The organism is Variovorax sp. IB41, assembly GCF_016405905.1.
GTDB lineage: Bacteria > Pseudomonadota > Gammaproteobacteria > Burkholderiales > Burkholderiaceae_C > Variovorax.
This window is the reverse complement of record NZ_JAEFCB010000033.1, coordinates 26,405-52,514: the sequence shown is the minus strand read 5'-3', so window position 1 is coordinate 52,514 and position 26,110 is coordinate 26,405. Positions and strand designations below refer to the sequence as shown.

General features: G+C 67.3%; 28 protein-coding genes. 14 read left to right on the top strand and 14 right to left on the bottom strand.

Annotated elements, in window-relative coordinates:
• The first annotated feature begins 893 nt into the window (after positions 1–893).
• From tauA to JC881_RS31480, 3 genes are read left to right on the top strand one after another with little or no spacing between them, the layout of a single operon-like run.
• The gene (tauA, locus tag JC881_RS31490) at positions 894–1,901 is read left to right on the top strand and encodes a taurine ABC transporter substrate-binding protein (RefSeq protein WP_198789689.1); all 1,008 of its coding nucleotides are present in this window, start codon (positions 894–896) and stop codon (positions 1,899–1,901) included.
• A gap of 17 nt (positions 1,902–1,918) precedes the next feature.
• On the top strand, positions 1,919–2,707 hold the full coding sequence (locus JC881_RS31485) for a taurine ABC transporter ATP-binding protein (RefSeq protein WP_013542810.1): 789 nt from the start codon (positions 1,919–1,921) through the stop codon (positions 2,705–2,707).
• A complete protein-coding gene (locus tag JC881_RS31480) occupies positions 2,700–3,593 on the top strand; it encodes an ABC transporter permease subunit (RefSeq protein WP_198789688.1) in 894 nt (297 codons plus the stop codon). The genes JC881_RS31485 and JC881_RS31480 overlap by 8 nt, the downstream gene beginning before the upstream one ends.
• Here JC881_RS31480 and JC881_RS31475 read toward each other — a convergent pair.
• Together JC881_RS31475 and JC881_RS31470 are read right to left on the bottom strand one after the other, a co-directional pair.
• Entirely contained in the window at positions 3,511–4,590 is a 1,080-nt protein-coding gene (locus JC881_RS31475) for a LysR family transcriptional regulator (RefSeq protein ID WP_198789687.1), read from the bottom strand. The two genes, JC881_RS31480 and JC881_RS31475, sit on opposite strands and share 83 nt — an antisense overlap.
• A gap of 56 nt (positions 4,591–4,646) precedes the next feature.
• The gene (locus JC881_RS31470; protein ID WP_198789686.1) at positions 4,647–4,970 is read right to left on the bottom strand and encodes a helix-turn-helix domain-containing protein; all 324 of its coding nucleotides are present in this window, start codon (positions 4,968–4,970) and stop codon (positions 4,647–4,649) included.
• A gap of 444 nt (positions 4,971–5,414) precedes the next feature.
• On the opposite strand from JC881_RS31470, the gene JC881_RS31465 reads away from it, so the two are divergent.
• Entirely contained in the window at positions 5,415–5,708 is a 294-nt protein-coding gene (locus tag JC881_RS31465) for a hypothetical protein (RefSeq protein ID WP_198789685.1), read from the top strand.
• Between the two features lie 170 nt (positions 5,709–5,878).
• Here the strand turns inward: JC881_RS31465 and JC881_RS31460 are convergent, their stop codons facing one another.
• Together JC881_RS31460 and JC881_RS31455 are read right to left on the bottom strand one after the other, a co-directional pair.
• The gene (locus tag JC881_RS31460; RefSeq protein WP_198789684.1) at positions 5,879–6,154 is read right to left on the bottom strand and encodes a DUF3253 domain-containing protein; all 276 of its coding nucleotides are present in this window, start codon (positions 6,152–6,154) and stop codon (positions 5,879–5,881) included.
• A 26-nt stretch (positions 6,155–6,180) separates the two neighbouring features.
• Positions 6,181–7,716, bottom strand: a complete 1,536-nt coding sequence (locus JC881_RS31455) for a cryptochrome/photolyase family protein (RefSeq protein WP_198789683.1) — start codon at positions 7,714–7,716, stop codon at positions 6,181–6,183.
• A gap of 351 nt (positions 7,717–8,067) precedes the next feature.
• Here JC881_RS31455 and JC881_RS31450 point away from each other — a divergent pair, with 351 nt between their 5' ends.
• Positions 8,068–8,367, top strand: a complete 300-nt coding sequence (locus tag JC881_RS31450) for a hypothetical protein (protein WP_198789682.1) — start codon at positions 8,068–8,070, stop codon at positions 8,365–8,367.
• A gap of 82 nt (positions 8,368–8,449) precedes the next feature.
• Here the strand turns inward: JC881_RS31450 and JC881_RS31445 are convergent, their stop codons facing one another.
• Together JC881_RS31445 and JC881_RS31440 are read right to left on the bottom strand one after the other, a co-directional pair.
• Positions 8,450–8,788 (bottom strand): DUF2645 family protein, encoded by a 339-nt coding sequence (locus JC881_RS31445; protein WP_198789681.1) that lies wholly within the window; start codon positions 8,786–8,788, stop codon positions 8,450–8,452.
• A gap of 2 nt (positions 8,789–8,790) precedes the next feature.
• Positions 8,791–9,495 (bottom strand): hypothetical protein, encoded by a 705-nt coding sequence (locus JC881_RS31440; RefSeq protein ID WP_198789680.1) that lies wholly within the window; start codon positions 9,493–9,495, stop codon positions 8,791–8,793.
• 312 nt (positions 9,496–9,807) lie between these two features.
• Here JC881_RS31440 and JC881_RS31435 point away from each other — a divergent pair, with 312 nt between their 5' ends.
• From JC881_RS31435 to JC881_RS31415, 5 genes are all read left to right on the top strand, one after another.
• Complete coding sequence (locus JC881_RS31435; RefSeq protein ID WP_198789679.1) at positions 9,808–10,404, top strand: ORF6N domain-containing protein; 597 nt, start codon at positions 9,808–9,810, stop codon at positions 10,402–10,404.
• Between the two features lie 180 nt (positions 10,405–10,584).
• The gene (locus JC881_RS31430; RefSeq protein WP_198789678.1) at positions 10,585–11,628 is read left to right on the top strand and encodes an SAM-dependent methyltransferase; all 1,044 of its coding nucleotides are present in this window, start codon (positions 10,585–10,587) and stop codon (positions 11,626–11,628) included.
• The gene (locus JC881_RS31425) at positions 11,625–12,431 is read left to right on the top strand and encodes a DUF1295 domain-containing protein (RefSeq protein ID WP_198789677.1); all 807 of its coding nucleotides are present in this window, start codon (positions 11,625–11,627) and stop codon (positions 12,429–12,431) included. Before JC881_RS31430 ends, JC881_RS31425 begins: the two co-directional genes overlap by 4 nt.
• Positions 12,428–13,072 carry a DUF6134 family protein gene (locus JC881_RS31420; RefSeq protein ID WP_198789676.1) on the top strand — a complete coding sequence of 215 codons (645 nt, stop codon included), beginning with the start codon at positions 12,428–12,430 and terminating at the stop codon, positions 13,070–13,072. Before JC881_RS31425 ends, JC881_RS31420 begins: the two co-directional genes overlap by 4 nt.
• 96 nt (positions 13,073–13,168) lie before the next feature.
• Positions 13,169–13,618, top strand: a complete 450-nt coding sequence (locus JC881_RS31415) for a cupin domain-containing protein (protein WP_198789675.1) — start codon at positions 13,169–13,171, stop codon at positions 13,616–13,618.
• Between the two features lie 15 nt (positions 13,619–13,633).
• Here the strand turns inward: JC881_RS31415 and JC881_RS31410 are convergent, their stop codons facing one another.
• Positions 13,634–14,956 (bottom strand): MFS transporter, encoded by a 1,323-nt coding sequence (locus tag JC881_RS31410; RefSeq protein ID WP_198789674.1) that lies wholly within the window; start codon positions 14,954–14,956, stop codon positions 13,634–13,636.
• Positions 14,957–15,023: 67 nt separating this feature from the next.
• A complete protein-coding gene (locus JC881_RS31405) occupies positions 15,024–16,649 on the bottom strand; it encodes a GMC family oxidoreductase (RefSeq protein WP_198789673.1) in 1,626 nt (541 codons plus the stop codon).
• Between the two features lie 97 nt (positions 16,650–16,746).
• Between JC881_RS31405 and JC881_RS31400 the strand changes: the two genes are divergently transcribed.
• Positions 16,747–17,562 carry an IclR family transcriptional regulator gene (locus JC881_RS31400; protein WP_198789672.1) on the top strand — a complete coding sequence of 272 codons (816 nt, stop codon included), beginning with the start codon at positions 16,747–16,749 and terminating at the stop codon, positions 17,560–17,562.
• A gap of 177 nt (positions 17,563–17,739) precedes the next feature.
• Here the strand turns inward: JC881_RS31400 and JC881_RS31395 are convergent, their stop codons facing one another.
• A complete protein-coding gene (locus JC881_RS31395; protein WP_198789671.1) occupies positions 17,740–18,774 on the bottom strand; it encodes a DNA methyltransferase in 1,035 nt (344 codons plus the stop codon).
• On the bottom strand, positions 18,767–19,909 hold the full coding sequence (locus tag JC881_RS31390; protein ID WP_198789670.1) for a hypothetical protein: 1,143 nt from the start codon (positions 19,907–19,909) through the stop codon (positions 18,767–18,769). Before JC881_RS31390 ends, JC881_RS31395 begins: the two co-directional genes overlap by 8 nt.
• Positions 19,910–20,007: 98 nt before the next feature.
• On the opposite strand from JC881_RS31390, the gene JC881_RS31385 reads away from it, so the two are divergent.
• The 3 genes from JC881_RS31385 (at position 20,008) to JC881_RS31375 (ending at position 21,279) form a co-directional block, all read left to right on the top strand.
• Positions 20,008–20,451, top strand: coding sequence for a DUF4124 domain-containing protein (locus JC881_RS31385; protein WP_198789669.1), 444 nt, complete (start codon positions 20,008–20,010; stop codon positions 20,449–20,451).
• A gap of 35 nt (positions 20,452–20,486) precedes the next feature.
• Positions 20,487–20,960: a ribonuclease HI family protein gene (locus tag JC881_RS31380; RefSeq protein WP_198789668.1), complete on the top strand. Its 474-nt coding sequence runs from the start codon at positions 20,487–20,489 to the stop codon at positions 20,958–20,960.
• 70 nt (positions 20,961–21,030) lie between these two features.
• A complete protein-coding gene (locus tag JC881_RS31375) occupies positions 21,031–21,279 on the top strand; it encodes a DUF3297 family protein (RefSeq protein ID WP_093437225.1) in 249 nt (82 codons plus the stop codon).
• Between the two features lie 25 nt (positions 21,280–21,304).
• Here JC881_RS31375 and JC881_RS31370 read toward each other — a convergent pair whose 3' ends face one another.
• The 4 genes from JC881_RS31370 to sauS form a co-directional block, all read right to left on the bottom strand.
• Positions 21,305–22,231: a DUF2272 domain-containing protein gene (locus tag JC881_RS31370; RefSeq protein ID WP_233102151.1), complete on the bottom strand. Its 927-nt coding sequence runs from the start codon at positions 22,229–22,231 to the stop codon at positions 21,305–21,307.
• A gap of 100 nt (positions 22,232–22,331) precedes the next feature.
• Positions 22,332–23,129, bottom strand: a complete 798-nt coding sequence (locus JC881_RS31365; RefSeq protein ID WP_198789667.1) for a sulfite exporter TauE/SafE family protein — start codon at positions 23,127–23,129, stop codon at positions 22,332–22,334.
• Positions 23,126–24,652 (bottom strand): AMP-binding protein, encoded by a 1,527-nt coding sequence (locus JC881_RS31360; protein WP_198789666.1) that lies wholly within the window; start codon positions 24,650–24,652, stop codon positions 23,126–23,128. Before JC881_RS31360 ends, JC881_RS31365 begins: the two co-directional genes overlap by 4 nt.
• Positions 24,649–26,088 (bottom strand): acylating sulfoacetaldehyde dehydrogenase, encoded by a 1,440-nt coding sequence (sauS, locus tag JC881_RS31355; RefSeq protein ID WP_198789665.1) that lies wholly within the window; start codon positions 26,086–26,088, stop codon positions 24,649–24,651. The genes JC881_RS31360 and sauS overlap by 4 nt, the downstream gene beginning before the upstream one ends.
• Positions 26,089–26,110: the final 22 nt, after the last annotated feature.

The window sequence follows — 26,110 nt, the reverse complement described above, 5'->3', positions numbered from 1 at the left end:
CTCACGTTTCGCGGGGTCTCGCCGAACTCGCTGCGCTCAGACAGCGGCGAGCCCTTGTCCGCGAAACGCTGCGCTCCTCGGCGCAGCCAGAGGGGAGGGGGCACCTGACGCGCCATCGCTGCGCTCGGCTTGGGGTCGGGCCTTTGCTTCGCTCGGCTTGGTGAGGGTCGGGCCTTTGCTTCGCTCGGCTGCGGTGCCCCCACCCCGGCCCTCCCCCAGGGGGGGAGGGAGAAGGACAAGACCTTCAATACAGGGCCTTGATGCATTGCTCCTTCCCCCTCTGGGGGAAGGCTGGGATGGGGGCACGACGGCCCTCGCTACACGACAGTGCTTCAACGAGCGCCGCGTGCCCCCACCCCAACCCTCCCCGGAAGGGGAGGGAGCCAATCCAAGCCGAGCGAAGCAAAGGCTCGTGAGGTGTCCAGGCGCCGAGCGCAGCGATGGCCCGCTGGTTCCCAAACCCCTTCTGTCTGCGCCGAGGAGCGGAGCGTTTCGCGGACAAGGGCTCGCCGTTGTTTGAGCGAAGCGAGTTCGGCGAGACCCCGCGAAACGTGAGCACCGCAGGTTGCCCGTAGCGAAGCGAAGGGTCGCAGACAGCAGGGTCGCCTTTCTTTTGCCTACCTTTCTTTGGCGAAGCAAAGAAAAGTAGGTCGCCCGCCGGGGCGAGACCCGGCCTCGGAAAAAAAAACAAAGCACATCCCTCATCACCCCCCCGGATGGCCGGGGAGGCAAGGGCGACGGGCAATGCCCAATGCCCCGTCTAAGTGCCCCATGCACCAGAACAAGGGTATTTACGGACAAGCTGGCTCCATCCCCCCAACCTCGCTGGTACTTCCTGGCTGCACCCGTTGCGTGCAAAGTCGCAGCCGAGATTCACCTATTGGAGAAACCCGATGACCACGTCCCGCCGTCTCCCCCTTCAACTCGCCCTGCTGGCCGCCACCCTCACGCTGTGCGGCATGTCGAACGCGCAAACCAAGGAAGTCACCTTCGCCCACCAGGACATGCTCGTCCCCCTGCGCCTGGTCATGGAATCGGGTGAGGTCGAAAAAGCCACCGGCTACAAGATCAACTGGCGCATGTTTTCCGGCGGCGGCGACGTCATCCGCGCGATGGCCTCGGGCGACGTGCAGATGGGCGAGACCGGCTCCAGCCCGCTCACCGCGGCGGCCAGCCAGGGCCAGGACATCAAGCTCTTCTGGATCTCGGCGGACATCGCCAACGCCGAGGCGCTCATCGCCCGCAATGCCTCGGGCATCAACAGCATGAAGGACCTCGCGGGCAAGAAGGTGGCCACGCCGTTCGTCTCGACCGCGCACTACCAGCTGATGGCCGGCATGAAGATGGACGGCGTCGATCCCAAGAGCGTCAACGTGATGAACATGCGCCCGCCCGAGATCGCCGCCGCCTGGGAGCGCGGCGACATCGACGCCACCTTCATCTGGGACCCGGTGCTCTCCAAGATCAAGGGCTCGGGCAAGACCATCGCCACCTCGGGCAGCATCGGCAAGCGCGGCGCGCCCACGTTCGAGGGCATCGTCGTCAACGCCAAGTGGGCCGCGGCCAACGAGCCTTTCATGGTCGCGTTCGTCAAGGCGCTGAACCGCGCGAACGAGGAATACAAGGCCACCGGCAAGAGCTGGACGCCCGATTCCCCGCAGACCAAGGCCATGGCCAAGTGGACCAAGGCCGACCCGAAGGACGTGGGCGCGGCCATGTCGCTCTACACCTTCCCGACCATGGCCGAGCAGGTCTCGCCCACGTGGCTGGGCGGCGGCGCGGCCAAGGCGATGGCGGGCACCGCGGCGTTCCTGAAAGAGCAGGGCCGCGTGCAGGAGGTCAAGCCCGACTACGGCGCCTACGTGACCACCGTGTACGTCGACAAGGCGATGGGCAAGTAAGCGCGGGCGCACATCCGATGCCTACGCTCGACATCCGCGACCTCACGGTCAACTACGCCGTCAAGGGCGGCACGCTGCAGGCGCTCGCGCCCGTGAACCTCACGATGCACGACGGCGATTTCGTCGTCGCGCTCGGCGCCTCGGGCTGCGGCAAGACCACGCTGCTCAACAGCATCGCGGGCTTCCTGCCGCCATCGACCGGCGAAATTCTTCTGGACGGCAAGCCCGTCGTCGGCCCCGGCGCGGACCGCGGCGTCGTGTTCCAGAAGCACGCGCTCATGCCCTGGCTCAACGTGCGCGACAACGTGGCGCTGGGCCTGCGCCTGGCCGGCACGGGCAAGGCCGAGCGCGACCGCATTGCCGAAGACAAGCTCGCGCTCGTCGGCCTGCAGCAGTACGCGGACCGCGCGGTGTACGAACTCTCGGGTGGCATGCAGCAGCGCGTGGGCATTGCGCGCGCGCTCGCGAGCGACCCGGCCGTGCTGCTGATGGACGAGCCCATGGGCGCGCTCGATGCGTTCACGCGCGAGCAGGTGCAGGAGATATTGCTCAAGGCCTGGTCCAAGTCGAACAAGATGGTGTTCTTCATCACCCACTCGGTGGAGGAGGCGCTCTTTCTCGCGACGCGCCTCATCGTCATGAGCCCGAGCCCGGGGCGCATCTCGCACGTCTACGACAACGTGCCGTTCTCGCGCCAGTACTTGTCACACGGCGATTCGCGCAAGGTGAAATCGGAGCCCGAATTCATCCGCATGCGCGAGGAGGTCTTGTCGATCATTCATCATCGCGAGGCCGCCCATGCCTGAGGTCACCATCGCATCGCCTGCTGCCGTTGTTGTTGCCATGACGCCGCCATCGAAACCCGCCGCATCGCCGCCGCCTGCCCCCGGCACCAAGCTCAAGACCAGCGCCTTCAAGGTGCCGGGCGAGGGCTCCAGCGTCGTCATCAGCGTGGTCACCGTGGTGTCGCTGGTCGTGCTGTGGTTCGTCGTCACCAACATGGGCTGGGTCAAGCCGCTGTTTCTCCCGACGCCGCAGGCGGTGTTCCAGCAGTTCTACGAATACCTCACGGGGCAGGCCAACGACAAGCCGCTGTGGCAGCACTTTCTCGCGAGCATGTTCCGCGTGTTCTCGGCCTTCTTCCTCGCATGCGCCACGGCCATTCCGGTGGGCATCGCGATGGGCATGAGCCGCTTCTGGCGCGGCATCTTCGATCCGCCGCTGGAGTTCTACCGGCCGCTGCCGCCGCTCGCGTACCTGCCGCTCATCATCATCTGGTTCGGCATCGACGAGCTGCCCAAGGTGCTCTTGATCTTCTTGAGCTGCTTCGCGCCGCTGGCCCTCGCCGCGCGCTCGGGCATGCGCAGTGCGTCGCAGGAGCAGATCAACGCCGCGTACTCGATGGGCGCGAGCTACATGCAAGTGATCCGCCACGTGATATTGCCCTCGGCGCTGCCCGACATCCTCGTGGGCATGCGCATCGCCATCGGCTTCGGTTGGACCACGCTGGTGGCCGCCGAGATGGTCGCGGCCAACATGGGCCTGGGTCAGATGGTGCTGAACGCGTCGAACTTCTTGCGCACCGACATCGTCATCATGGGCATCATCGTCATTGGCGTGGTGGCGTATCTTTTCGACCTGCTGATGCGCTGGCTCGAGCGGCGCCTGGTGCCCTGGAAAGGGCGCATGTAGCCTCGGGCGCGGCCACAGGCGAAGGCGAAGGTGCAGCAGGTGCGGCAGCAGTGACGATGACAGGCCGCGCCACCGGCAAGGCCGGCGGCATCGGCGGCATGGCGGGCGGGTCGCCGTGCTGCGCCATCGACTGCTCCAGGAAGTCGAGCATCGCGCGCATCGCCGCGCTGTTGTGCCGGCGCTGCGAGTAGGCCGCATACAGCCAGTGCTCGTGCGGCATGTGCTCGCGCAGCACCGGCACCAGCGCGCCGCGCTCCAGGTGCGATTGCGCCAGCGGCTCCGGCACATACGCCACGCCCACGCCGCGCAGCGCGAGCTCGATGAGCGCAACGGCGTCGTTCGCCTCCATGCGGCTGTGCACCGCCACATCGTGCGCGCGGCCGTCGGTCTCGAAGGGCAGGTGCGTGGTCGGCATCGCCGAATAGCTCAGCACGTCGTGCCGCGCCATGTCCTCGGGCACCTGCGGAATGCCGCGCCGCGCCCAGTAGGCGGGCGAGGCGCACACCACCATGTCGTACTGCACAAGGCGGCGCACGATGAGGTTCATGTCGTCGATGCGCCCGCCCGTCAGGTGAATGTCGATGCCTTCCTCGATCAGGTCGATGGCGTTGTTGGTGAACACCAGGCTCACGTACACATCGGGGTAGCGGTTGATGAACTCGGCGATCACGTCGGACATCCAGCCCGCGATCAGCCCGTTCGGCGCGCTCATGCGAAGCCGCCCGCGCGGCGTGGCGCCGTGGCCCTGCAGGTCGTTGAGCGTGTTCTCGGCCATCGCCACCAGCTCGGTGCTGCGATCGAGCAGCACCTGGCCCGCATCGGTGAGGCTCAGCGCGCGCGTGGAGCGGTTCAACAGGCGCACGCCGCTGCGCGCTTCGAGCTCGGCCACATAGCGGCTGACCGTGGCCTTGGACATGCCGAGCGAATCGGCCGCGCGGGAGAAGCTGCGGCGGAAGGCAACTTCGCGGAAGGTTTTGATGAGGTCGAGGCCGTCCATGGTGGCGCGGTCGCTTCAGTGTTGAACCCGGCGCATCGGGCGGCTGCAAGGCACCGTCATGCCAGCACCTTCAGGCCGTGCTTCTCGACCACGGCCAGCAGCTTGAGCGCCATGCCGCTGGGCCGCTTGGTGCCGGCCTCCCACTTCTGCACCGTCGATTCGCTGGTGTTCAGATAGCGCGCGAACACCGGCTGGCTCACATGCGCGGCTTCGCGGATGTGCTTGATCTGCTGGGGCGCGAGCACCGGCGGCGCGACGAGACAACTCTCGTCGAACTGGCGTATGGTGGCCTTGTCGATCGCGCCGATCTTTCTGAGGGCGCTCGCCGAGGTATGGATGGCCGCGAAGGCATCGCTCTTGAATTTAGGCCGTGTCGTCATGGCATATCTCCACAAAATGGTTGGCGCGTACCAGTTGCGCTTCTTGGCGAACAGGTACTCGTAGACCCAGTAGCGCCCGGGCTTGGCGAGCACGCCACCGCCCAGATCATCGGCCTGTCAGGCCAGCACCTGGCGGATGGCCTCGCACAGTCTAGGTCACTGATTTTGCGTTTGAGCGCGTGGCTATACTGCGCCGGTCACGTAAAAAAAGGACGTGGCCGGGATTGGACTCCCGAAGCATCTCTGCGACGAAAGCCGCAGTCACCCCCGCAGGGTCTGCGGCTTTGTCATTCGTGCCCCAACAAGTTTTGGCGGCTCGACGGGCGGGCGCAAGCCCGGCCGGTTCTCGCAAGAGGTGCCCGGTAGTCCAACTCGTCGAGTCGCCGCCTCCGATTGGACTCGGGAGCGGCGGTTTCAGTAAACCGCACCTCTTGGAGGCCATGCATGGCTCACGTTCCCTCGTTCCCCGGACCCCCGGACACCCCCAACGTTCAATCGCTCGCGCTGCAGGCATGCGATGACGTCGAAAGTCTTCACGTCGTGCAGCGCGCTTATGCGTGCCTCGAAAAGCTCATCGGTCCGCAGCACCTGTGCGACATGGAAGAGATCGCGCCCGACCGCGCCGAAATCAGCGCGCTGATGGGGCTGGTCAATGACGAACTGCAGCAACGGATCGACGCGGCCGGAGCGACAACGCGCGCGTTGCGCGCTCTGCTCGGCGAGCACCTCGTGCAATGACGCCTCGACGTTGAAGCGCACCGGCGCGTTTTATAAAGAATCCGCTGATGCTTGAGTCGACGTGGCCCGCTGCACCGCAATGGCCGGTGCATAGGGCGAAAGAGGTTCGCCAGCATCCAAGGAGAGGCAGCCCGCTGTAGTGGCATACGGTCAACCGAGACCGGCCATCGTCACTTCGACCGGCGCAGGCGTATCGGTCCGCCCGGGGACATCGCATCGACCTCGTCCGCGCCGCGTGTGACCCGCAGCGATCCGCGCTCTGCCAGCACCGCGGCCACGCGGCGCACGGCGGGCATGAGCGCTCGCCACGCAGGCGCCTTGCTTGCCAGCGCGCGTGCGACATCCGATGGGCAGATCGACGCGGCCGCATCGCGTTGGCGCAGCAGCGCGAAGATCGTTCGTTCGATCTCGTCGTCGGTGGTGGGTGCGGGCTCGTCGTCTGCCATCGTGGAAAGGCCTGGCGTTTCGATGCCTACAGCAACTCCGGCCGCTGGCGCATCCGCTGCGCAGTGCCCCGAATCGCCGCGAGCTCCTCGGCACTGAGCCTGCGCAGGTTCTGCGTCATCACGTTCGTGCGCGGATTGTTCTCGAGCATGCGCGCGTGGCGCGCGACGAAGTCCCAGTACATCACCGTCATCGGGCATGCGCCTTCGCCGCTGCGCGTGCCCGGCTTGTAGCGGCAGCCGTCGCAGTAGTTGCTCATGCGGCGGATGTAGGCGCCGCCTGCGGCGTAGGGCTTGGTCACGAAGCGTGCGCCGTCGGCGTAGAGCGACATGCCCACCGTGTTCGGCAGCTCCGCCCACTCCACCGCATCGACATACACCGACAGGTACCACGCATGCACCTGCGCGGGCGCAACGCCGAAGGTGAGCGCGAAGTTGCCCGTGACCATCAGCCGCTGGATGTGGTGCGCGTGGCCGCGCTGCAAGGTCTGGCCGACGGCCTGCTTCATGCAGTTCATGCCGACCTCGCCCGTCCAGTACCACGCGGGCAGGTCTTCGTGGTGGTCCAGCGCGTTGGCATCGAGCAGCTTGGGCATGCGCCACCAGTACACGCCGCGCATGAACTCGCGCCATCCGAGGATCTGCCGCACGAAGCCCTCGACCGACTCCAGCGGCGCGGCGCCCGCGCGCCACTGTGCGACGGCCGCAGCGATCACCTCGCGCGGGTCGAGCAGCTTCAGGTTCAGCGATGACGACAACAGGCCGTGATAGAGCACCGGCTCGTCGGTCCACATCGCGTCCTGGAAGCGGCCGAAGTCCTGCAGCCTGTGGGCCATGAAATCGTTCATCGCCACGAGCGCCTGCTCGCGCGTGACCGGCCAGTCGAACTGCGCGGCGCTGCCGTAGTGGTCGCCGAAATGCGTTTCGACATCCGCGAGCACCTCGCGCGTGATGGCGTCGGGTGCGAAGAAGGGCGGCGGCGGCAGCATGCCCGGACCGTTGCGGCCGAACGCGTTGCGGTTGTCGTGGTCGAAGTTCCACTGCCCGCCTTCGGGCTCGCCGCGCGCATCGAGCAGCACCTGGTGCTTGAGCCGCATGCGGCGGTAGAAGTCTTCCATCACGAGGCGGCGCTGCCCGTGCGCGTGCTCGGCGAACTCGGCGCGCGAGGCCATGAAGTGCAGGTCGTCGCGCACCACCAGGCGCACCTGTGCCGCCTCGCAGACCTTGGCGATCGCCTGTTCGAGCCGCCATTCGCCCGCCTCGATCATCACGACCGCGCGCGGGCGGTGGTGCGCCAGCGCGTGCGCGAGCGCCGATTCGATCGATGCGAACTCGTGCGTGCCCAGCTTCAAGTAATCGATGGGCAGGCCGCGCGCGGCGATGGCCTCGGCGAAGTGGCGCATCGCGGACAGGAAGATGGCCGTGCGCATCTTGGTGCTCGGCACATGCTCGGACTCCTCGCGCACCTCGGCCATCCACACGCGGTCTTGCGTGGCGTCGAAGCCTTCGAGCGCGACGCTGGTGGGGCTGAGCTGGTCGCCGAGGACCACGATGAGATTGCGCATGGGCACGTGTCGATGGGAGGTGCTGGAAGGGTCGGGCGGTTGCGGGCCTGGCGATGTCAGCGCGGGGCTGATCTTGCTGTGGTGCGTGGCTATACTGCGCCCGTCACGTCAAAAACAGGCGTGATCGGGATTGGCGTCCCGAGTAACTGCTGCGACGAAAGCCGCAGATTCCTCCGCAGAGACCTGCGGCTTTCTTCGTTCGTGCCTCCAGTTTTGGCGGCTCGAGCAGGGAGCCGCGAGGCTCGCCGGTTTGCGCAAGCAGTTCCCGGTACGCCAACCTGTTCGAGCTGCCGCCCTCAATTGGCGTTGGGTGCGGCGGTTTATACAAACTGAACTGCCTGGAGGCCATTGATGGCTCACGTCCCTTCGTTCCCCGGATCTCTCGAAACCCCCAATGCGCAATCGCTCGCGCTGCAAGCATGCGATGACGTCGAAGCGCTTCACGTCGTGCAGCGCGCCTATGCGTGTCTCGAAAAATTCATCGGTCCGCAGCACCCGCGTGATGCGGAAGACACCGCGCCGGACCGCACGGAAATCAGCGCGCTGATGGCGCTCGTCAATGAAGAACTGCAGCGGCGCATCGGGGCCGCGGATGCCACGATGCAGGCGCTGCGCGTGGCGTTGAGCGGGGGCGCGCTGCCTGCTTCTTGAAGGCAAGGGCAGCGTCCGTCCGAGGAGGCTGCTTGGAGGTCGCAATCGGTGGCCCCAAGCGCCTGCCTCCTCGCCGTGAGTCCTAGAACGTCTCCCGCCCCGGGCAGCTCGGGGAAAAAACATAGAAGCGCAGCATCCAGATGGCGACGAGCGCGAGCCCTGCCCAGACAGAGAGGTGGATCTTTCGCTGCCGCACCGAAAGCGCAATTGCCGCCACCAGAAATGGAATCAGAAATACAAATGAAATGACTTCGGACGATCCTTCGCCGTCATCGAGCGGCAGCGTACAGAAAGTGATTGAATCTGCTCGCAGCGCGGGGTCGTCCAGCATCCATTCGTATCTGTTTCTCGGCAGACCGAAAATCAGCAAGATGCATAAGGCGGAATAAATCGTTCCCAAGGCAAAGAGAATTTTGCGCATTGTCAGTAATTCTTGAGAAGGTAGGCAATATGCTGTTTGTGCCGCAGCATGGTCCGACCGTACGAGGAATAAATTCTTGCTGGATTTCCGGGCGCTTGGCGATTTGAGTTGATGATCTCCCCCAAGGCCCGCCGAATTCCTCTGTTATAGCGCGAGCCCGCAACAATGAATTGCTCATCGGACAGGTTGGCAGTGTCGACGTCCGGGTAGTCGTAAAGAATCAAGCCATGCAGGTGTTTCGCCACGATGTCCAGATTGAAGGCATCTTTCTTCAGGCACGAAATGATGCGCAGCGAATCTCCAAAGCTCAGCGTCGCAGGGTCCATGTCCAGTTCTTTTGCGACGGCTCGCAGTTGAATGCTCACCCCGCCGAAGGAGGTTTCGAGCGGTGATTTGCTGAAGATGGTCAGGTGGCGGTTCGCCCAATCCGAGCCGCTCCAGTCGATGGCCCTGAGAAAGTACGCATAGTCCTTCCACCCATCCGGCTTTCCGCCAACCTCAATCCAGGCGACGCTTGCTAAAAGCTGCGGCGAAATATTGTGGCGATTTGCTGAACTGATAATTCTTTGGCGATTGAAAACAATCCAGCTGTCTTTGTATTTATTAAGTGATGGTGCGCCTCCGCCAATTTTCCATATCAAAGCATTGAAGGATGTCCACTTCGGATAGGAAATTTCTTCTGGCGCGCAATAATTCAATGGTTTCATTATTTCTCCCCGATGGCCCGTAGTAGACGATCGCATTTTTTGTCGCGATCGCACAGTCAAGAAGCTGGAATTTTCGATTGTTGCGAAAATTGCCAATGCTCCTGGGCCAACGGTACAGCGGGGCATGAAATTGCAGTTGATGTCGAATGCCTTTGTCAAATATCTGCGGGAGACATCGTGATTTTTTTGGAATTTGCTTGATTGAAGAACGGAAAAGTCAAAGGCGACGCACACGCTTGGGAACGAGGGCATCGTCATTCAGAATGTCGATGGCCTTTGCGACCCTTCCATCCAACCGATGCCACGCACCTCATGAGCGAAGTACCCTCCGACGCGCCGCTGCAGCCCCGCATCGAAAGCCGCATCCTCTCGCTGCGCGAACAGCGCGTGATGCTGGACTCCGACCTCGCGGTGCTCTACGACGTGCAGACCAAGGTGCTGGTGCAGGCGGTCAAGCGCAATGCCGAGCGCTTTCCGGCCGACTTCATGTTCCAGCTCTCGCCCAAGGAGTGGGCGGCTTTGAGGTCACAAATCGTGACCTCAAACCCCGGCCGCGGCGGCCGCCGCACGGCGCCGTATGTGTTCACCGAGCAGGGCGTGGCGATGCTGTCGTCGGTGCTCGGCAGCCCCCGCGCGATCGCGGTGAACATCGAGATCATGCGCACCTTCGTGCGCGTGCGCGCGCTGATCGCCACGCACCAGGACCTGGCCAAGCGCCTGAGCGAGCTGGAGCAGAAGACCGAGCAGATCGATATGCGGCAGGACGCTTTCAGCCGGAATACGCGCAACCAGCTGCTGCAGGTGTTCGAGGCGATCAAGGCGCTGACGGTGCCGGATGATCCGCCGAAGCGGGCTATCGGGTTTGGGACGGGGGAGGAGAAGAAGGGGAAGGGGCGGGGGGAGAAATAGGCGAATCGCAACGAGTGGCGGCCAACGGGGGCTTGCGATGCAGAAGCCGCAACCTGGCTCGTCGAGGTTGAACTCATGGTCACGACCGACCAGACGCTTTGAGCTCATCCAAACCTCATCCCACTGCGTACATCTCCCAACCGCACACCCTTCCACCGTGCCCGCCGAGGAGAACCCCCCATGCCGCAGAACCTCACCTCCGCCCTCCACTGGGCAGAAAAAGGCCTCATCCCCGACCCCTTCCTCCGCCGAGGCATCCGCCGCCTCCTGAAGGACCGCCTCACCGAGCTGCAAGCCGGCAACCCCCTGGCCATCGCCGACTTGACCCAGGCTTTCCTCACCCAGATGCGCTCGTCGAACCTCGCGCCGCTCCCCGAGAAAGCCAACGAACAGCACTACGAAGTCCCCGCCGCCTTCTTCGCCCAGGTCCTGGGCAACCATCGCAAATACAGCAGCTGCTACTGGCCAGAAGGCACGCAGACGCTGGAGCAAGCCGAGTCCGCCGCCCTCACAGCCACCTGCGAACGCGCCGGCCTCATCGACGGCCAGGACATCCTCGAGCTGGGCTGCGGCTGGGGCTCCCTCACGTTGTGGATGGCCGAGAAGTACCCGAACAGCTGGGTCACGGCGCTTTCCAACTCCAATTCCCAACGCGAATACATCGAAGCCCAGGCCGCGCAGCGGGGCCTGGCCAACGTGCGCGTGCTGACCCGCGACATCAACGCCTTCGACACAGACGAGCGTTTCGACCGCATCGTCTCCGTCGAGATGTTCGAGCACCTGCGCAACTGGCCGCAGGCCTTCGCGAATGTCGCGCGCTGGCTCAAGCCTGAGGGCCGCTTCTTCATGCACGTCTTCGCGCACCGCGAGGCGCCGTACCCGTTCGAAGTGCGCGATGCGAGCGACTGGATGAGCAAGTACTTCTTCTCCGGCGGCATGATGCCCAGCGACGATCTCGCGCTGCACTGCCAGGACGACCTGCGCCTCCTGCGCCGCTGGCGTTGGGAGGGCAGCCACTACCAGCGCACGGCCGAGGCGTGGTTGCGCAACATGGACGCGCGCCGCGACGAGCTGCGCCCGCTGTTCAAGGCCACCTACGGCGCGGAGGCCAACGTGTGGTGGACGCGCTGGCGGCTGTTCTTCATGTCGGTGGCGGAGCTGTTCGGCTTCGATGGCGGGCAGCGCTGGTGGGTCAGCCACTACCTCTTCGAGCGCCGCGCATGACAGCGGGAGCGACCGGCATCGCATTCGCAGGATTGGCATGGACCGCGCTGGTCGTCGTCCTCACCTGGCTCGCCAGCCTCGCGCGCCATGACGTGAGCCTCGTGGACCGCGTGTGGCCCGTCTGCATCGTGGGCGCGGGGCTTGTCTACTTCGCGCTGCTGCCGGGGCATACGCCGCGTGGGCTGTGCATGGCGGTGCTGGGCGCGGCGTGGGCGGTGCGGCTTTGCCTCTACATCACCTGGCGCAACTGGGGGCATGGCGAAGACCGCCGCTACCAGGCCATTCGCGCGCGCAACCAGCCGGGCTTCGCGTTCAAGAGCCTGTACCTCGTGTTCGCGCTGCAGGCGGTGCTCGCATGGATTGTTTCCGCGCCGTTCCTGCCGGGCATGGCGGCGGTGCAGCCGCTCGGGTGGCTCGACATCGCCGGCATCGCGCTCGGGTTTTTCGGCCTCTTCTTCGAAGCCGTCGGCGATGCGCAGATGGGCCGCTTCAAGGCCGATTCCGCGAACGAAGGCAAGGTGATGGACCGCGGGCTCTGGCGCTACACGCGCCACCCCAACTACTTCGGCGAGGCCTGCGTCTGGTGGGGCCTGTGGCTCATCGCGGTGGCGGGCGCGGGCTTCGGTGGCGCGTGGACCATCGTCTCGCCCATCCTCATGACCTGGCTGTTGTTGCGCGTCTCTGGCGTTCGCATGCTCGAAGCCGACATCGGCGAACGCCGCCCCGCCTACCGCGACTACATCGCGCGCACCAACGCCTTCGTGCCCGGACCGGTGCGCGGCAACCATCGCAAACCCACATGAAGAAAACGCTCCTCTTGCTGGCCGCGCTCTGGTGCGGCGCCGCCTTTGCAACCGGCCCCGGCAGCGGCGACTGGAACTTCCGCGTGTTGCTGGACGACGCGCCCATCGGCGAGCACCGCTTCGTGCTCACCGCCGTCAGCGCGAACGGCGACGAGCGCAAGCTCGCGAGCGAAGCCTCGTTCGCGGTCAAGCTGCTGGGCCTCACGGTGTACCGCTACCGCCACTCGGCCACCGAGCTCTGGCGCGGCGATTGCCTGCGGCAGCTGACCTCCAAGACCGATGACGACGGCACGCCCGAGAAGGTGAATGCCGATGCGGCCGGCGACGGGGGCCTGTCGGTCGCCGGGCCCAAGGGCACGCAGTCGGTCGATGGCTGCGTGATGAGCTTCGCCTACTGGCACCCGGGCATCCGCCAGCAGGAGCGGCTGCTCAACGCGCAGAACGGCAAGCTCGAAGCGGTGCAGGTCAGCCGCGCGGGCAGCGGCACGGTGGAGGTGCGCGGCCAGCAAGTGGCGGCCACGCGCTGGCGCATCGCGACGCCGGCCCAGCCCATCGACGTGTGGTACTCGCAGCAGGGCGAATGGGTGGGGCTGGACTCCACCGTCAGCGGCGGGCGCAAGCTCAGCTACCGGCTGAAGTAGCGCGGCCGCTTCGTCGTCTGAGGTTATGGATGGGGATTTATCTTTTCCCCGGAACGCCCTAGAGTCCCGGCCTCGGCATCAACGAAGGAAACGCACATGAGCAGCAGCAGCGAAGTGATCAAGGCGGGCCAGCTGGAAATCCGCTACCTGGTCGATGGCACCGCCACCGGTGGCCTGGGCGTCTTCGAGCTCACGCTGCCGCCGGGCGCCAACGTGCCGCCGCCGCACAGCCACCGGGACAACGAAGAGTTCTTCTACGTCGTGGAGGGTTCGGTCACCTATTCGGTCGATGCGCAAACGCGCGAACTCCAGCCCGGCGAATGGATGTCGACGCCGCGCGGCTCGGTGCACGGCTTTCGCAACGTCGGATCGCAAACGGCGCGCGCCCTGGTCGTGCTGACGCCGGACATCGGCGCGGCGTACTTCCGGGAGGTCGCGGCCGTGGTCAATGCGGGCGGGCCGCCCGACCGGGCGGCGCTGGTCGCGGTGATGTCGCGCTACGGGCTCACGCCGGCAGCGCCGCCGCAGCCCGCACCAGCCGGCTGAGGCGGCTGAACTGAATCAACGCGATGCGACCGCTCCGGGCGCATCGACGGCATCAGCGGGTGATGGGCTGCGCCCGATCATCCAGGCGCACAGCGCCGACACTGCCCCCGCGAACAGCACGTACATGCAGATCTGCCACGGCTCGCCGCCGCCCGATTTGAGCAATGCGGTCGCGATGATCGGCGTGATGCCCGAGGCGAAGATGCCCGAGAACTGGTAGACGAAGCTGATGCCCGTGTAGCGCACCTTCGCATCGAAGAGGTCACAGAACAGCGCCGCCTCGGGCCCGTACACCGAGGCATACAAAATGCCGAAGGGCACGATGATCGCGAGCCACACCAGCAGCACATTGCCCCCGCTGTGCGTCATGAGCCAGAAGCCGGGGAAGGCCGATACGGCGGTGATGAGCGACCCCCACATGTAGACCTTGCCGCGCCCCATCTTGTCGGAGAGCCGGCCGAAGAAGGGGATGAAGAAGATCATCACGATCGCCGCCGCCATCACTCCCAGCAGCGCATCGGTGCGGCTGATCTTGATGGTGCTGGTGAGGTAGTTGATCGAGAACACGCCGAAGATGTTGAAGAACACGCCGTCGATGTAGCGCGCGCCCATGCCCTTGAGCACATTGCCCGGGTAGCGGCGGATCATGTCCATGAACGGAATGCGCAGTTCCGCGTTGCGCGCCTTCACGGCCGCGAACTCGGGCGTCTCCTGCACGTGCAGGCGGATGTACATGCCCACCAGCACCATCACGCCCGAGATGAGAAACGCGATGCGCCAGCCCCACGCCATGAACTGCTCGTCGGTGAGCAGCGACGACAGGAGCGCCACCACGCCCGACGCGAGGCACAGGCCAATGGCCAGCCCGATCTGCGGCAGCGATGCGTAGAAGCCGCGCTTGTCCTTGGGCGCGTACTCGTACGCCATGAGCACCGCGCCGCCCCATTCGCCGCCCAGGCCGATGCCCTGCGCCACGCGAAGCAGCAACAGCAGCACGGGCGCCGCGATGCCGATCTGCGCATAGGTGGGCACGAGGCCGATGAGGAAGGTGGCCACGCCCATGATCATCAGCGTGATGATGAGCATGCTCTTGCGGCCGATCTTGTCGCCGAAGTGGCCGAAGATCACGCCGCCCAGCGGCCGCGTGACGAAGCCCACCGCGAAGGTGGTGTAGGCCAGCAGCACCGACACCACCGGGTCGCTGCCCGGAAAGTACAGCTTGCTGAACACGATGCCGGCCACCACGCCGTACAAAAAGAAGTCGTACCACTCGATGGTGGCGCCCACCAGGGCGGAGATGACCACCCTGCGAATCGCTTTCTCGTCGGTTGCGCTCATGTGTTTGTCTCCAATGAGTTGTTGTCTGTCGCGGTGGCCTCTCCGGGCCTCTTTCTTCGGGCTTTTTTCAGTTCGCCCTGGCGTCCTCTCTGATCATGTCGACGGCCTTCTCGGCCATCATCACGGCGGGTCCGTTGGTGTTGCCCGACACCAGCGTCGGCATCGCCGAGCAATCGATGACCCGAAGGCCCGCGATGCCGTGCACGCGAAGGCGCGCATCGACGACCGCGAGCGCATCGCTCCCCATGCGGCAGGTGCCGGTGGGGTGGAAGATCGTGGCGCCGTTGTTGCGGCAGAACTCGAGCAGGTCTTCGTCGCTCGCGGCCGCGGGGCCGGGCTTCACTTCGCGCTTCACGTAGGGGCGCATTGCGGGCGCATCGGCGATGGCGCGCGCGGCCTTCACGCCGGCCACGGTGGTCGCGCGATCAAGTTCGGTGGCCAGGTAGTTGGGCTGCATCTCCGGCGGCTCGGCGGCATCGAGCGAGCGGATGCGAATGTGTCCGCGCGACTCGGGCCGCAGCTGGCACACCGACATCGTGAAGCCCGAGTACGGATGCACCTTGCCGCCGGCCATGTCGGCCGAGAGCGTGGCGACGTGGAACTGGATGTCGGGCGTCGCGGCGACGGGGTTGCCGCGCTCGTCCTTCAGCGCGCGCATGAAGCAGCCGCCCTGGTTGATGCCCACGGCCAGCGGGCCGGTGCGGTGCATGAGCCACTCCATGCCCATGCCGATCTGCCCGCCCCAGGAGTTGAGCTGGTCGTTGGTGGTGATGGGCTTGGTGCACTCGTAGCCGAGGCGGATCTGCAGGTGGTCTTGCAGGTTCTCGCCGACGCCCGCGAGTTCGTGCACCACCGGAACGCCGAAGCGATCGAGCAGCGCGCGCGGCCCGATGCCCGAGAGCTGCAGGAGCTGCGGCGACTGGATCGAGCCGGCCGAGAGCAGCACCTCGGCGCGGCAGCGCGCGGTCTTCAGTTCGCCGCCTTGGCGGTAGGTGATGCCGACCGCGCGGCGGCCTTCGAACACGAGCTTGCCCGCGAGCGCATCCGTCTCGATGCGCAGGTTCGGGCGGTGCTTCGCGGGCGTGAGGTAGGCCTTCGCGGTGCTGCAGCGCCAGCCCTTGTGCGTGGTCAGCTGGTAGTAGCCCGCGCCTTCCTGCGCAGCGCCGTTGAAGTCTTCGGTGCGCGGCACGCCGGTCTGCTGCGCGCCGCCGATGAAGGCCTCGATGAGCTCGTGCTTCGCTGCGATGTTCGACACCTTCAGCGGCCCGTCGCCGCCGTGGAAGGCATCGCCGCCGCGCTGGTTGCCTTCGGACTTGATGAAGTAGGGCAGCACGTCGTCGTAGCCCCAGCCCGCGTTGCCGAGCGCGGCCCAGTGGTCGTAGTCCTCGCGCTGGCCGCGGATGTAGATGAGGCCGTTGATCGCGCTCGATCCGCCCAGTGTCTTGCCGCGCGGCCAGTAGATGCGGCGGCCGTTCATGTTGGGGTCGGGGTCGGTCTCGAAGCGCCAGTTGTAGGTGGGGCTCCACATGGTCTTGCCGTAGCCGATGGGCAAATGGATCCAGAGCGACCGGTCGGGCGGGCCGGCTTCCAGCAGCAGCACGCGCGTGGCGGGGTCTTCGCTCAGCCGGCCCGCCAGCACGCAGCCGGCCGATCCGGCGCCGACGACGATGTAGTCGAACTCTTCATCACGCATGCAAGGCACCCGGGGAGTGGAACAATCGCTTCCGATCCGCCGCATCCTAGGTTATTGTTTTTCGGAACGCAATGTTCCATTTTTAAGGTTTACCCGCATGCCACGAGCCGCGCGCGCGCCTGTTGAAGTGATTCCCGCCCCTCCTGCGGTGCCTGCCGTCGAGGAGTCGGCCTCCGGTTCGTCTGCCGAGCGCAGCCTGCGGTTGCTGGCGCTGCTGGCCAATGAAGGCCGCGCGCTCACGCTCGCCGAACTGGCCGCGCAGCTCGGGTTGCCCAAGGGCACGGCGCATCGCATCTGCACGCAATTGCTGGCGACGGGGTTCCTCGCGCGCGATGTGGACGAGCGCTCGTTCAGCGTCGGGCCTGCATTGCGCAAACTCGCGTTCGATACGCTGAACCACGGTGTGGTGCGGGGGTTGCGGCACGAGGTGCTGTCCGAGCTCGTGCGCAAGGTGGGCGAGACCTGCAACCTCACCACGCTCGACGGTGCGCAGGTGCTGTACCTCGACCGCGTCGAGGCGCAGTGGCCGCTGCGGCTCACGCTCGACGTGGGCTCGCACGTGCCGTTGCACTGCACCGCGAGCGGCAAGCTTTTTCTCGCGCAGATGCCCAAGGCGGCGCGCGATGCGTTCATCGACAACCTGCCGCTCGAACGCATGACGGCCAACACCATCACCAAGGCCGATGCGCTGCGTGCCGAGTGCGATGAGATCGCCAAGCGGGGCTATTCGCGCGATCGCGAGGAGTTCATCGCGGGGCTCGTGGCGGTGGCCGTGCCGGTGCGCGATGCGGCGGGCGAGGTGCGCGCGGCGCTTGCTGTGCATGCGCCTACGGCGCGGATGTCGATGGAGGATGCAGTCAAGCGCATCGATGCGCTGAAGGCGGCTGCGGGGAAGATGAGCGGGTTGCTTTGAGTGGCGGTTCGACGGTTCGGGGCGCGTGCGCAGGGCATCGGGTGCTCCCCTCCGCGAATGTCCCCCGGCCTGCGGCCTCCTCCTTGATTTCGCTGCGGGGAGCACCCGATGCCCTGCGCACGCCGGGCGCTGTCGTTGTGCGGGGCGATCAAGCGCTGCGGCGATCGAACGCGTGGCTCATTGCTCGTAGCAGATGTCCAGCCTGACGAGGGCGCCGCGGCTGTCGATGCGGTCGGCGCGGAAGTAGTAGCGGCCGCGGTAGCTGTCCAGGTGAAGGGGCAGGGCGACGGGGTCGCCCCAGCTCGTCAGTGCAAAGCCGTGGTCGCGCAGCCATTGCAGCAGGGCGTTCAGGCGCTGCGGGTCGGCGTCTGCGCGGATGTCGGCGTCTGCGGGGGGTGTGCCTTGCGGGTCTTGCTGCCATCGCGCGAAGCTGCCGAGCAGCGTGAAGGCATGGCCTTGTGCGCGCAGGGCGTCGAGCAGCTCGGCGGTGGCTTGCAGGTCGATGCGCTCGCGCTGTTTGCGGAAGACCAGTGCGTATTCGTGGCGCCGGTCGGTGCGGGCATCGGCATCGGTTTCTTCGCTCGCGTGCGGGTAGATGAGCACGCGCTCTTCTTCCATGACGAAGAGCGAACCCAGGATGCGCGCGAGGTCGAAAGCGAGGGGCAGCACGCGGTCGCCGAGGCGGATGTTCTCCACCATCGCGATGCAGGCGCCGCCTTCGCGCAGGCCCGCGCGGACGCGGTAGAAAACATCGCGCAGGCCGTCGAGGTGTTGCGCGTAGCTTTGGCTGTCGTAGAGCTGCGAAGCCGCGGGCGCACCGGGCCAGCGGCAGCCGAAGTAGGGCACGTTGGTGAGGCACAGGTCGAAGGGCGGCACGCCGTCGAGCGCATCGCAGGAGCCGTGCAGGAGCGTCGTACCCTGCGCGAGTTCATGGCGCGCGAGCCGCTCGCGGATGAGGCCGATGCGGCCTGCATCGACCTCGCAGCCTGAGGCCAACCGGCCTTCGAGACGCGCCGCCAGCAAGGTCGTGCCGAAGCCCGCGAACGGATCGAACACCGTCTCGCCCGGTTGCGAGAACTGCCGCACGAAGGGCAGCATCTGCTCGACCCATCCGCAATCGCGCCCGGCCATCGGGTCGCGTGCGCGCAGGTCGTCGGGCAGCCGGTAGCGCGGCGATTCGTGGTCGAGCATCAACCAGCTGTGGCTAGGCATGGACCAAGCCCTGTTCGGTGCGGGTGTCTAGCAGCACGTCGTGCCCCGGCTCCCAGCCGGCGCACAGCTGGCCGTCCGCGAAGTAGACGAGCTTGTAGATATCGCCGGTCGCGTGGCGTTCGTGCATGGCGCCGTAGTCGGCGCTCTCGAAGACGACGTTCAGCCCGCTCGCGGTGCACAGGCGCAGGTTCCAGAAGTAGTAGCCCTCGGTGAGGCTTTCGAGGGCCCATCCGCGCGAGACCTCGCGGTCGTCGAGGCAGGCGGTCAGCAGCGCGTCCATCGACACGCGCTCGGCGCGCAGGTAGCGCGCGGTGGCGTTGTCGCGGTAGCCGTCGTCCAGGCGCGAGAACTCGCGGAAGACGACGGTGCCGGCGCCGCACTCTCGCGCCCATGCGAGGTAGGCGGCCACGTCCTGTGGTTGCGCGACGCCGCCGCGCTGCAGGATGCACACGAGGCGCAGTGGAAGGGCATCGGCCAGGTGCCGCGCGGTGCGTTCGAACACGGTCTGGTCGCCGATCGTTATCTCGGGGCGGAACCGCATGATGGACTGGTTGATGGCGCCGTCGTGGTGATGGCGGGACAGCTCCAGCCAGCTCAGGCCGAAGCTCTGCAGCGCGTGCCGCAGCACCTCGCCCTGCGGTGCGGCGAAGCCGGCGCCGTTGGTGTAGAGCACGCGGTCTTCGATGACCGGGCCGTCGCTTTCGCTCGCGGTCAACGTGGCCAGGAGCCGAAGCATCCAGTCGGCATCGTCGCTCGTCTCCAGACCCGAGAGCGACCACGAGAGCGGCACGCCGCGCAGGGCGCGCAACGCATGCGAGAGGCCATCGAAGTAATCAGTCGCGGGCCGCAGCCGCGAGGCTGGCGTTCCGCCCTCGGTCTTGCGCAGGTTCTCCGAGCAGAAGCTGCAGCGCGCCGAGCAGGGCCGCACCGATGCATACGGCGTGAAGGTGATGGGCTGCGCAAAGCGTCGCTCGGCGCCGCCGATGGTGTGCGTGTGCCAGCGCGCGGCTTCTTGCAGGGGCGGTGCGCGACGGATCACCTGGCCGACCGATGCGCGCAGCCGCTCGAACAGGGGCGAGCCCGCGCTGCGCGGCAGGTCCGCAAGGGCAACTTCAAGGAGATTGGCAGGGCGCATGGCGGGCGTGGGGGGAGGGCGAAAATCGCAGCACCCGCAACGATACGACAGCGCCGCCGCCGATTGGGAAATAGCGCGCAATCTGTTAGAACCGCCTCATGCGCACCTCCCTCGTCCTCATCCCGCTCCTGTTCGCCGCGCTGGCCGCGAATGCGGACGTGGTGCGTTGCACCGATGCCAACGGGAAGATCTCGTACACCGACGGCAAGTGCCCGTCGGACAGCAAGCAGTCGCGGCAGGTGGCGATCGACGAGACGCCGCCGCCGCCGGTTCCCATGCCGAGGCCGCAGGCCGAGGCGTCTCGGCAGCCGACCTACACGCCACCGCCGGTCACCGCGCCGTCGGGCCCGGCCATCATCCCGCGCAACCCCGTCGCCGAGGCGCCGCCGACCGACCCGCCGGTGTACATCCTCGGGCCCGATCCTTACTACGACGGACCGCAGCGCCACGCCAACCGTCCGCCCCGCGTGAGCGATCCGGGGCCGCCGCCCGGGCAGCGGCCGTGCCAGAACCTCGCGGGCATCAAGCGCGGCAACTGCTGAAGACCGGCAGGCCGAGAGGCCACGCTTCCCATTCCATGACCCTTCCCGCGCCTGCCGCAGCGTCCGTACACCCGCGCCACTGGACCATCCATTGCGACGGCAGCGCCATGCCCAACCCGGGCCGCATGGGCATCGGCGCGGTCATCACGCAGCCCGACGGCACGCGTCACACGCTGTCGCTGGCCACGCACACGACCGGGTGCAACAACGAAGCCGAGCTGCGCGCGCTCACGCTCGCGCTGCAGGAAGCGCGCGACCGCGGCGCCAGCGCCGTGCTGGCGTACAGCGACAACAGCATCCTGGTCGAGCAGCTCGGCGCGGCCGATGCGCGGCCGATCGCGCGGCTGGCGCCGCTCTACGACGACGCGCGCGCACTGCTCGGCACGTTCGACGAAGCCCGCGTGCAATGGATTCCGCGCCATCGCAATGGCGAGGCCGATGCGCTCGCGCGCGCCGCCCTCGGTGCGGGGCCGAAGCCGCCGCCCAAGCCCTGGAAAAAGCGGCTTTAAAAAGCGGCGTAAAAAAGCCGCCGGTACCGAGGTCCTTATCATTCGGGTCGTTCCCGAACCACAGACTCCCATGACCGAAGAAACAACCCGTCCGCCCCTTCCCGACCGTCTCTGCACCGATGCGCGCAGCCCGCACCACGTGGCGGCCGTCTTCGAATTCCCCATCGGCATCCGCTTCAACGGCAAGGAGCGGCTGGACGTGGAGGAGTACTGCATCAGCGAAGGCTGGATCAAGGTGCCGGCAGGCAAGGCGGTGGACCGCAAGGGCTACCCGCTGCTGCTCAAACTCAAGGGCACGGTCGAGGCGTACTACCGCTGAGGCCAGTCCTCAGCCCCCCAGTTCCTCAACGCCACTGCAGCAACAGCGACCACGGCTGGCGGCTCATGTGGCGGTCGATGCAGCCGGCCGCGCCGGGCGTGCATCCCTCGGGCCGGTAGCTCGGATCCAGCAGCCGCGTGCCGGGCGCGAACGCCAGGCGCCGCAGGGTGACCGACTGGATCACGTTGCCGCCCACGGTGTCGAAGCCCGTGGCATCCACGCCCACCACCACATCGCAATGCATGGGCAGCGCCTCGCCGCCCGTGGGGCGCGCGGCCAGCACCTCGCCGATGCGCTCGAAGGTGTCGTAGCCCGCGCCGGTGCCGCGCGCCTGGCAGACGAGGTCGCCCACGCGCGGCGGCGTGCGCATGAGGTCGCAGGCGCGCATCGCGTAGCGGGTCGCGCGGCCTGCCGCTTCCTCGATGCCGGCGCGCCACGCGGCACCCGCGTAGTCCGCATGCGCTTCGGAGAAAACGAATTCGTCCGCACCGAGGCCGGCGCGCTGCGCGAGCCAGCTGATGAAGGCGGCGGACCACGGCGCATCGATCACTGCGGCGCGGCTCAATGCGGCGTCGATGGACTGCGGCTCCGATGCGTCGGGTGCCGCATCGGGGTCGGTGCCGCGAAGGCGCACGCCGGTCGCCTTCCAGTAGCCGAGCACGCGCTGCCAGGGCGCGAGGTCTTGTGCGGTGGCGCGGAAGTCCTCGGCCTCCCAGGCGCCTGCGTAGGTGAGGCGGCCCTCGGCGTCCATGGTCTGCGCGCCGAAGGCCTGGTGCTCCTGCTGGGCGAAGGCGGCCATCGCGAGCGCGCGGGAGGGTGGTGGAACGTTGGTGGCGGTGTCCAGGCACGCTGCGGCCGACGCGCTGGCGGGCACCGCGAGCCACAGGGCCAGCGCGCCGATGGCCAGTGCGGCGCGCCAGGGCGAGGATGCGGAGGTGTCGGACTGCGGCATGTGGCGCCGAGCATAGCCCGGGCGATGCCGGCGCTGGCGTCGCGCCGCCCGAAGGCCCGCGCCGAAAGCGGGGCGCAAGAAGGGCGCGCGCCTGCCGCAGTCAGCCCAGCAGGCTCAGGAGCGAGCGCAGCACGCTCACGGTGGCCAGCGCGATCAGCAGGTTCAGCACGTGCTTCCTGAACTGCTCGGGCGACACGCCCTTGAACGAGCGCTGCCCCCACCAGATCCCCGCGAGCATCGCGGGCGCGAGCCACACCGCCCACTTGAGCGTGTTCGGCCCCAGCAGGTTGCCCGATCCATGCGCGGACGAAGGCATGAGCGCGGCGGCGACGAGCGACACCACGTCGCTGAACAGCAGCAGCGCGATGAGCGTCGCGCGCAGCGCGGCGGGCGCCATCTTCGCGGTGCTCAGCAGCACCGCGATGGCGATGCCGCCGATGGCCGCCACGCCGTTGATGAAGCCCGAGGCCAGCCCCGCCGCGAGCCGCACGCCGCGCGTGGGCACGAGCGTGACGTGCGCGCCGCCGCGCAGCAGCAGCGCAGCGGCCATCAGCAGCGCGCCGATCAGAAGGCGCAGCGGCGTCTCGGGCAGCCATGCAAGCAGCGCCACGCCGAGCGGAATGCAAAGGAGGTTGCCCACCATCAGCCAGCTGAGCCAGGGCATGTCGACATCGCGCGCGATGCCGCGCAGCTGGCTCAGGCTCGCGAGAATTTCGAGCATGAAGATGGCCGGCACCACGAGCGCGGGCGACACCACCAGCGACAGGCCCGCCACCGTGATCGCCGAGAAACCGAAGCCCGCGAAGCCGCGCACGATGCCGGCTGCGAACACCACACACAGGCTGTAGGCAAGCAGGGCCGGCGCGAGCGGCGGCACGAGCAACTCAGCCGCCGTCATCCCTCGAAGAGCGGCAGCAGCTTCAGGCGCTGCACCTTGCCCGAAGGCCCGCGCGGCAGGTCGGTGACGAAGCGGTAGTGGCCCGGCGTCTTGTAGCGGCCGAGCGCGGTGGCGCTGAAGGCGCGCAGCTCGTCCTCGGTGCAGGCGCAGCCTTCGCGCAGCACGATGCACACGCCGATCTCCTGGCCGTAGTGGCGGTCGGGCACGCCCACGGCCGCGGCCTCCAGCACGGCGGGGTGCTGCAGCAGCGCCTCGTCGACCTCGCGCGGGGCGATGTTCTCGCCGCCCTTGATGATCAGCTCCTTGATGCGGCCGGTGACGAAGAAGAAGCCGTCCGCATCGCGGTGGCCGAGGTCGCCGGTGCGCAGCCACCCGTCGGGCGTGAAGCTCGCGCGCGTGGCTTCGTCGTTCTTGTAGTAGCCGAGCATCACGTTCGGCCCGCGGATCACCAGTTCGCCGGTCGTGCCGTCGGGCACGGCCGCCAGCTGCGCATCGACCACGCCGGCCATGCAGCCCGAGGCACGGCCCACCGATCCGAGCTTGCGCGCGGCCGGGTCCATGGGGTTGGAGAACGAGGGCGCGGCCGTTTCGGTCAGGCCCATGGTCTCGACGATGCCGATGCCGAACATCTGCTCGAACGCGCGGTGGTGCTCGGGCGGCAGCGCCGCCGAGGCCGAGCGGCAGAAGCGGATGGCCAGCGTCTGCGCGAGCGGCGGCTTCGTGCCTTCGAGCAGGTACGAGATCATCGTGGGCACCACGTTGATCCAGCTGCACTGCGTGAGCGTCGCCTGTTCCCAGAAGCGGCCAGCCGAGAACTTCGGCGGCATCGCAAGGCTGCCGCCGTGCGCGAGCGGCGCGAGCATGGTCACGGCGAAGGCATTGATGTGATAGAGCGGCAGCACCGCGAGCACGCGGTCCGCGGGCTTGAGCGCGTGCTCGGCGCTGATGGCGTGCGCATTGGCCGCGAGGTTGCGCTGCGAGAGCATCACGCCCTTGGGCATGCCGGTGGTGCCGGAGGTGTACATCAGCAGCGCGACGGCATCGGGTGCCGGCGGCGACGCATCGACCGTGGCGTCGGTTTCGCCGGGCAGCGTCTCGGCTTCCGGATCGACCACGATCACCGTCACCGGGCGCTCGAAGGCCTGCACCAACTCGCGCACACGCGCTTCCCACTCGGGCGCCACGCAGACCACGCGGCAGTCGGAGTGCGCGAGCACGTAGCGCATCTGCTCGGGCTGCGACAGCAGGTTGACCGGGTTCACGCAGTAGCCCGCGTGCATCGCGCCCAGTAGCAGGCGCAGCGTCTGCAGGCCGTTGGGCATGACGACGGAAACCGTCTCGCCGGGCGTTGCGCCGTGCCGCGCCAGCACACCCGCCACGCGACGGCAGCCGCGCGCGAGTTCGCCGTAAGTGACGTGGCGCTCGCTCTCGGTGCTGCGGGCGTACACCGCGTGCGGCTGCAGCGCCGCCTGGCGCTCGATCAGCGCATGGACGGTGGAGGCCGAGGCCGTCTCGCCGCTCATTTCGCTCCGTGCCGGGCGAAGTACGCGCCGAAGATTTCGTCCTCGCTCGGCACCCTCTCCGGAATCGGCCGCGACACGCGCGTGATGTTCAGGTAGTGCCGGTAGTTCATGTTGTCGGAGAAGTTGTTCTTGCCCCAGGTGCCGCAGCCCATCGAGAGCGAGAAGGGCAGGCCGTTGTCGAAGCTGCCGCCGGTGGCGATGCAGTGCGCCTGGTCGACGATCACGCGCGACACCGGGAGCGTGAGGCCCAGCACCGTCGCGCGTTCGGGCACGGCGCTGTGCAGGCCGACCGAGTGGCCCGCGCCCTCGTAGGCGTAGATGCGCTCGACCGTGGCTGCGGCTTCATCGAAGTCGCGTGCGGCGTAGATGGCGAGCACGGGGCTGAGTTTTTCGCCCGAGTACGGGTGGTCGTGGCCCACGCCGTCTTCGGCCACCATGAGGATGCGCGGGTCGGTGGCCGCGATGGCGAGCCAGCCATCGCGGTTGGCGCCATCGAGTTCTGCGGCGCGCTCCGCGATCGTGCGCGCCGACTGGCCGATGACGGCGGCCGAGAGCTTGCCCTCGGGCCACATCAGCGATTGCAGCGTGGCCTTCTGCGCGGCCGCGAGCATCACCGCACCGCGGTCCTTGAGCGCGGCGAGCATCGAGGCGCGCACCGCATCGACGATCACCAGGCTGTTCTCCGACGAGCAACTGGTCGCGTTGTCGAAGGTCTTGGAGCGCACGATGCGCTCGGCCGCCGCGTTCACGTCGGCCGTTTCATCGACGATGCCCGCCACGTTGCCCGCGCCCACGCCGAAGGCCGGCGTGCCGCTCGCGTACGCGGCGCGCACGTTGGCCTGCGAGCCGGTCGCCACCACGAGGTCGCACAGGCGCATCAGCTCGGCCGTCGCCTGCTTGTTGATCGGCAGCGGCAGCAGTTGCACCAGGTCGCGCGGCGCGCCGATGCGGTCGAACTCCGCGTGGATGAACTCGATGAGCCGCGCCGCCGTCGACCAGCCCTTGGGCGAGGGCGCGACGATGACCGCGTTGCGGCCCTTGAGCGCATTGATGATCTTGTTGGCCGGCGTCGCGCCCGGGTTGGTCGAGGGCGTGACCGCGCACACCACGCCCACGGGCCGCGCGATTTCCACGATGCCGCGCGCCGGGTCTTCGCCGATCACGCCGACCGAGCGCGCGCCGTGCAGGTCGCGCAGCAGGCCGAAGGTCTTGCGGTAGTTCTTGCGGACCTTGTCCTCGACATTGCCCACGCCGGTGTCGGCCACGGCCAACTCGGCCAGCTCGCGGTTGCGCGCCGGCTCGATGATGGCCCAGCCGGCCGCGACCACGGCGGTGTCGACCTGTTCCTGCGACCAGGTTTCGTAGATGCGCTGCGCGGCGCGTGCGCGCGCCACGAGTTCGGCGATGGGGGAGGAAGAGGGGGCTGCGTTTTCCATGGGGCTGTCTGTCTGTCTGCTT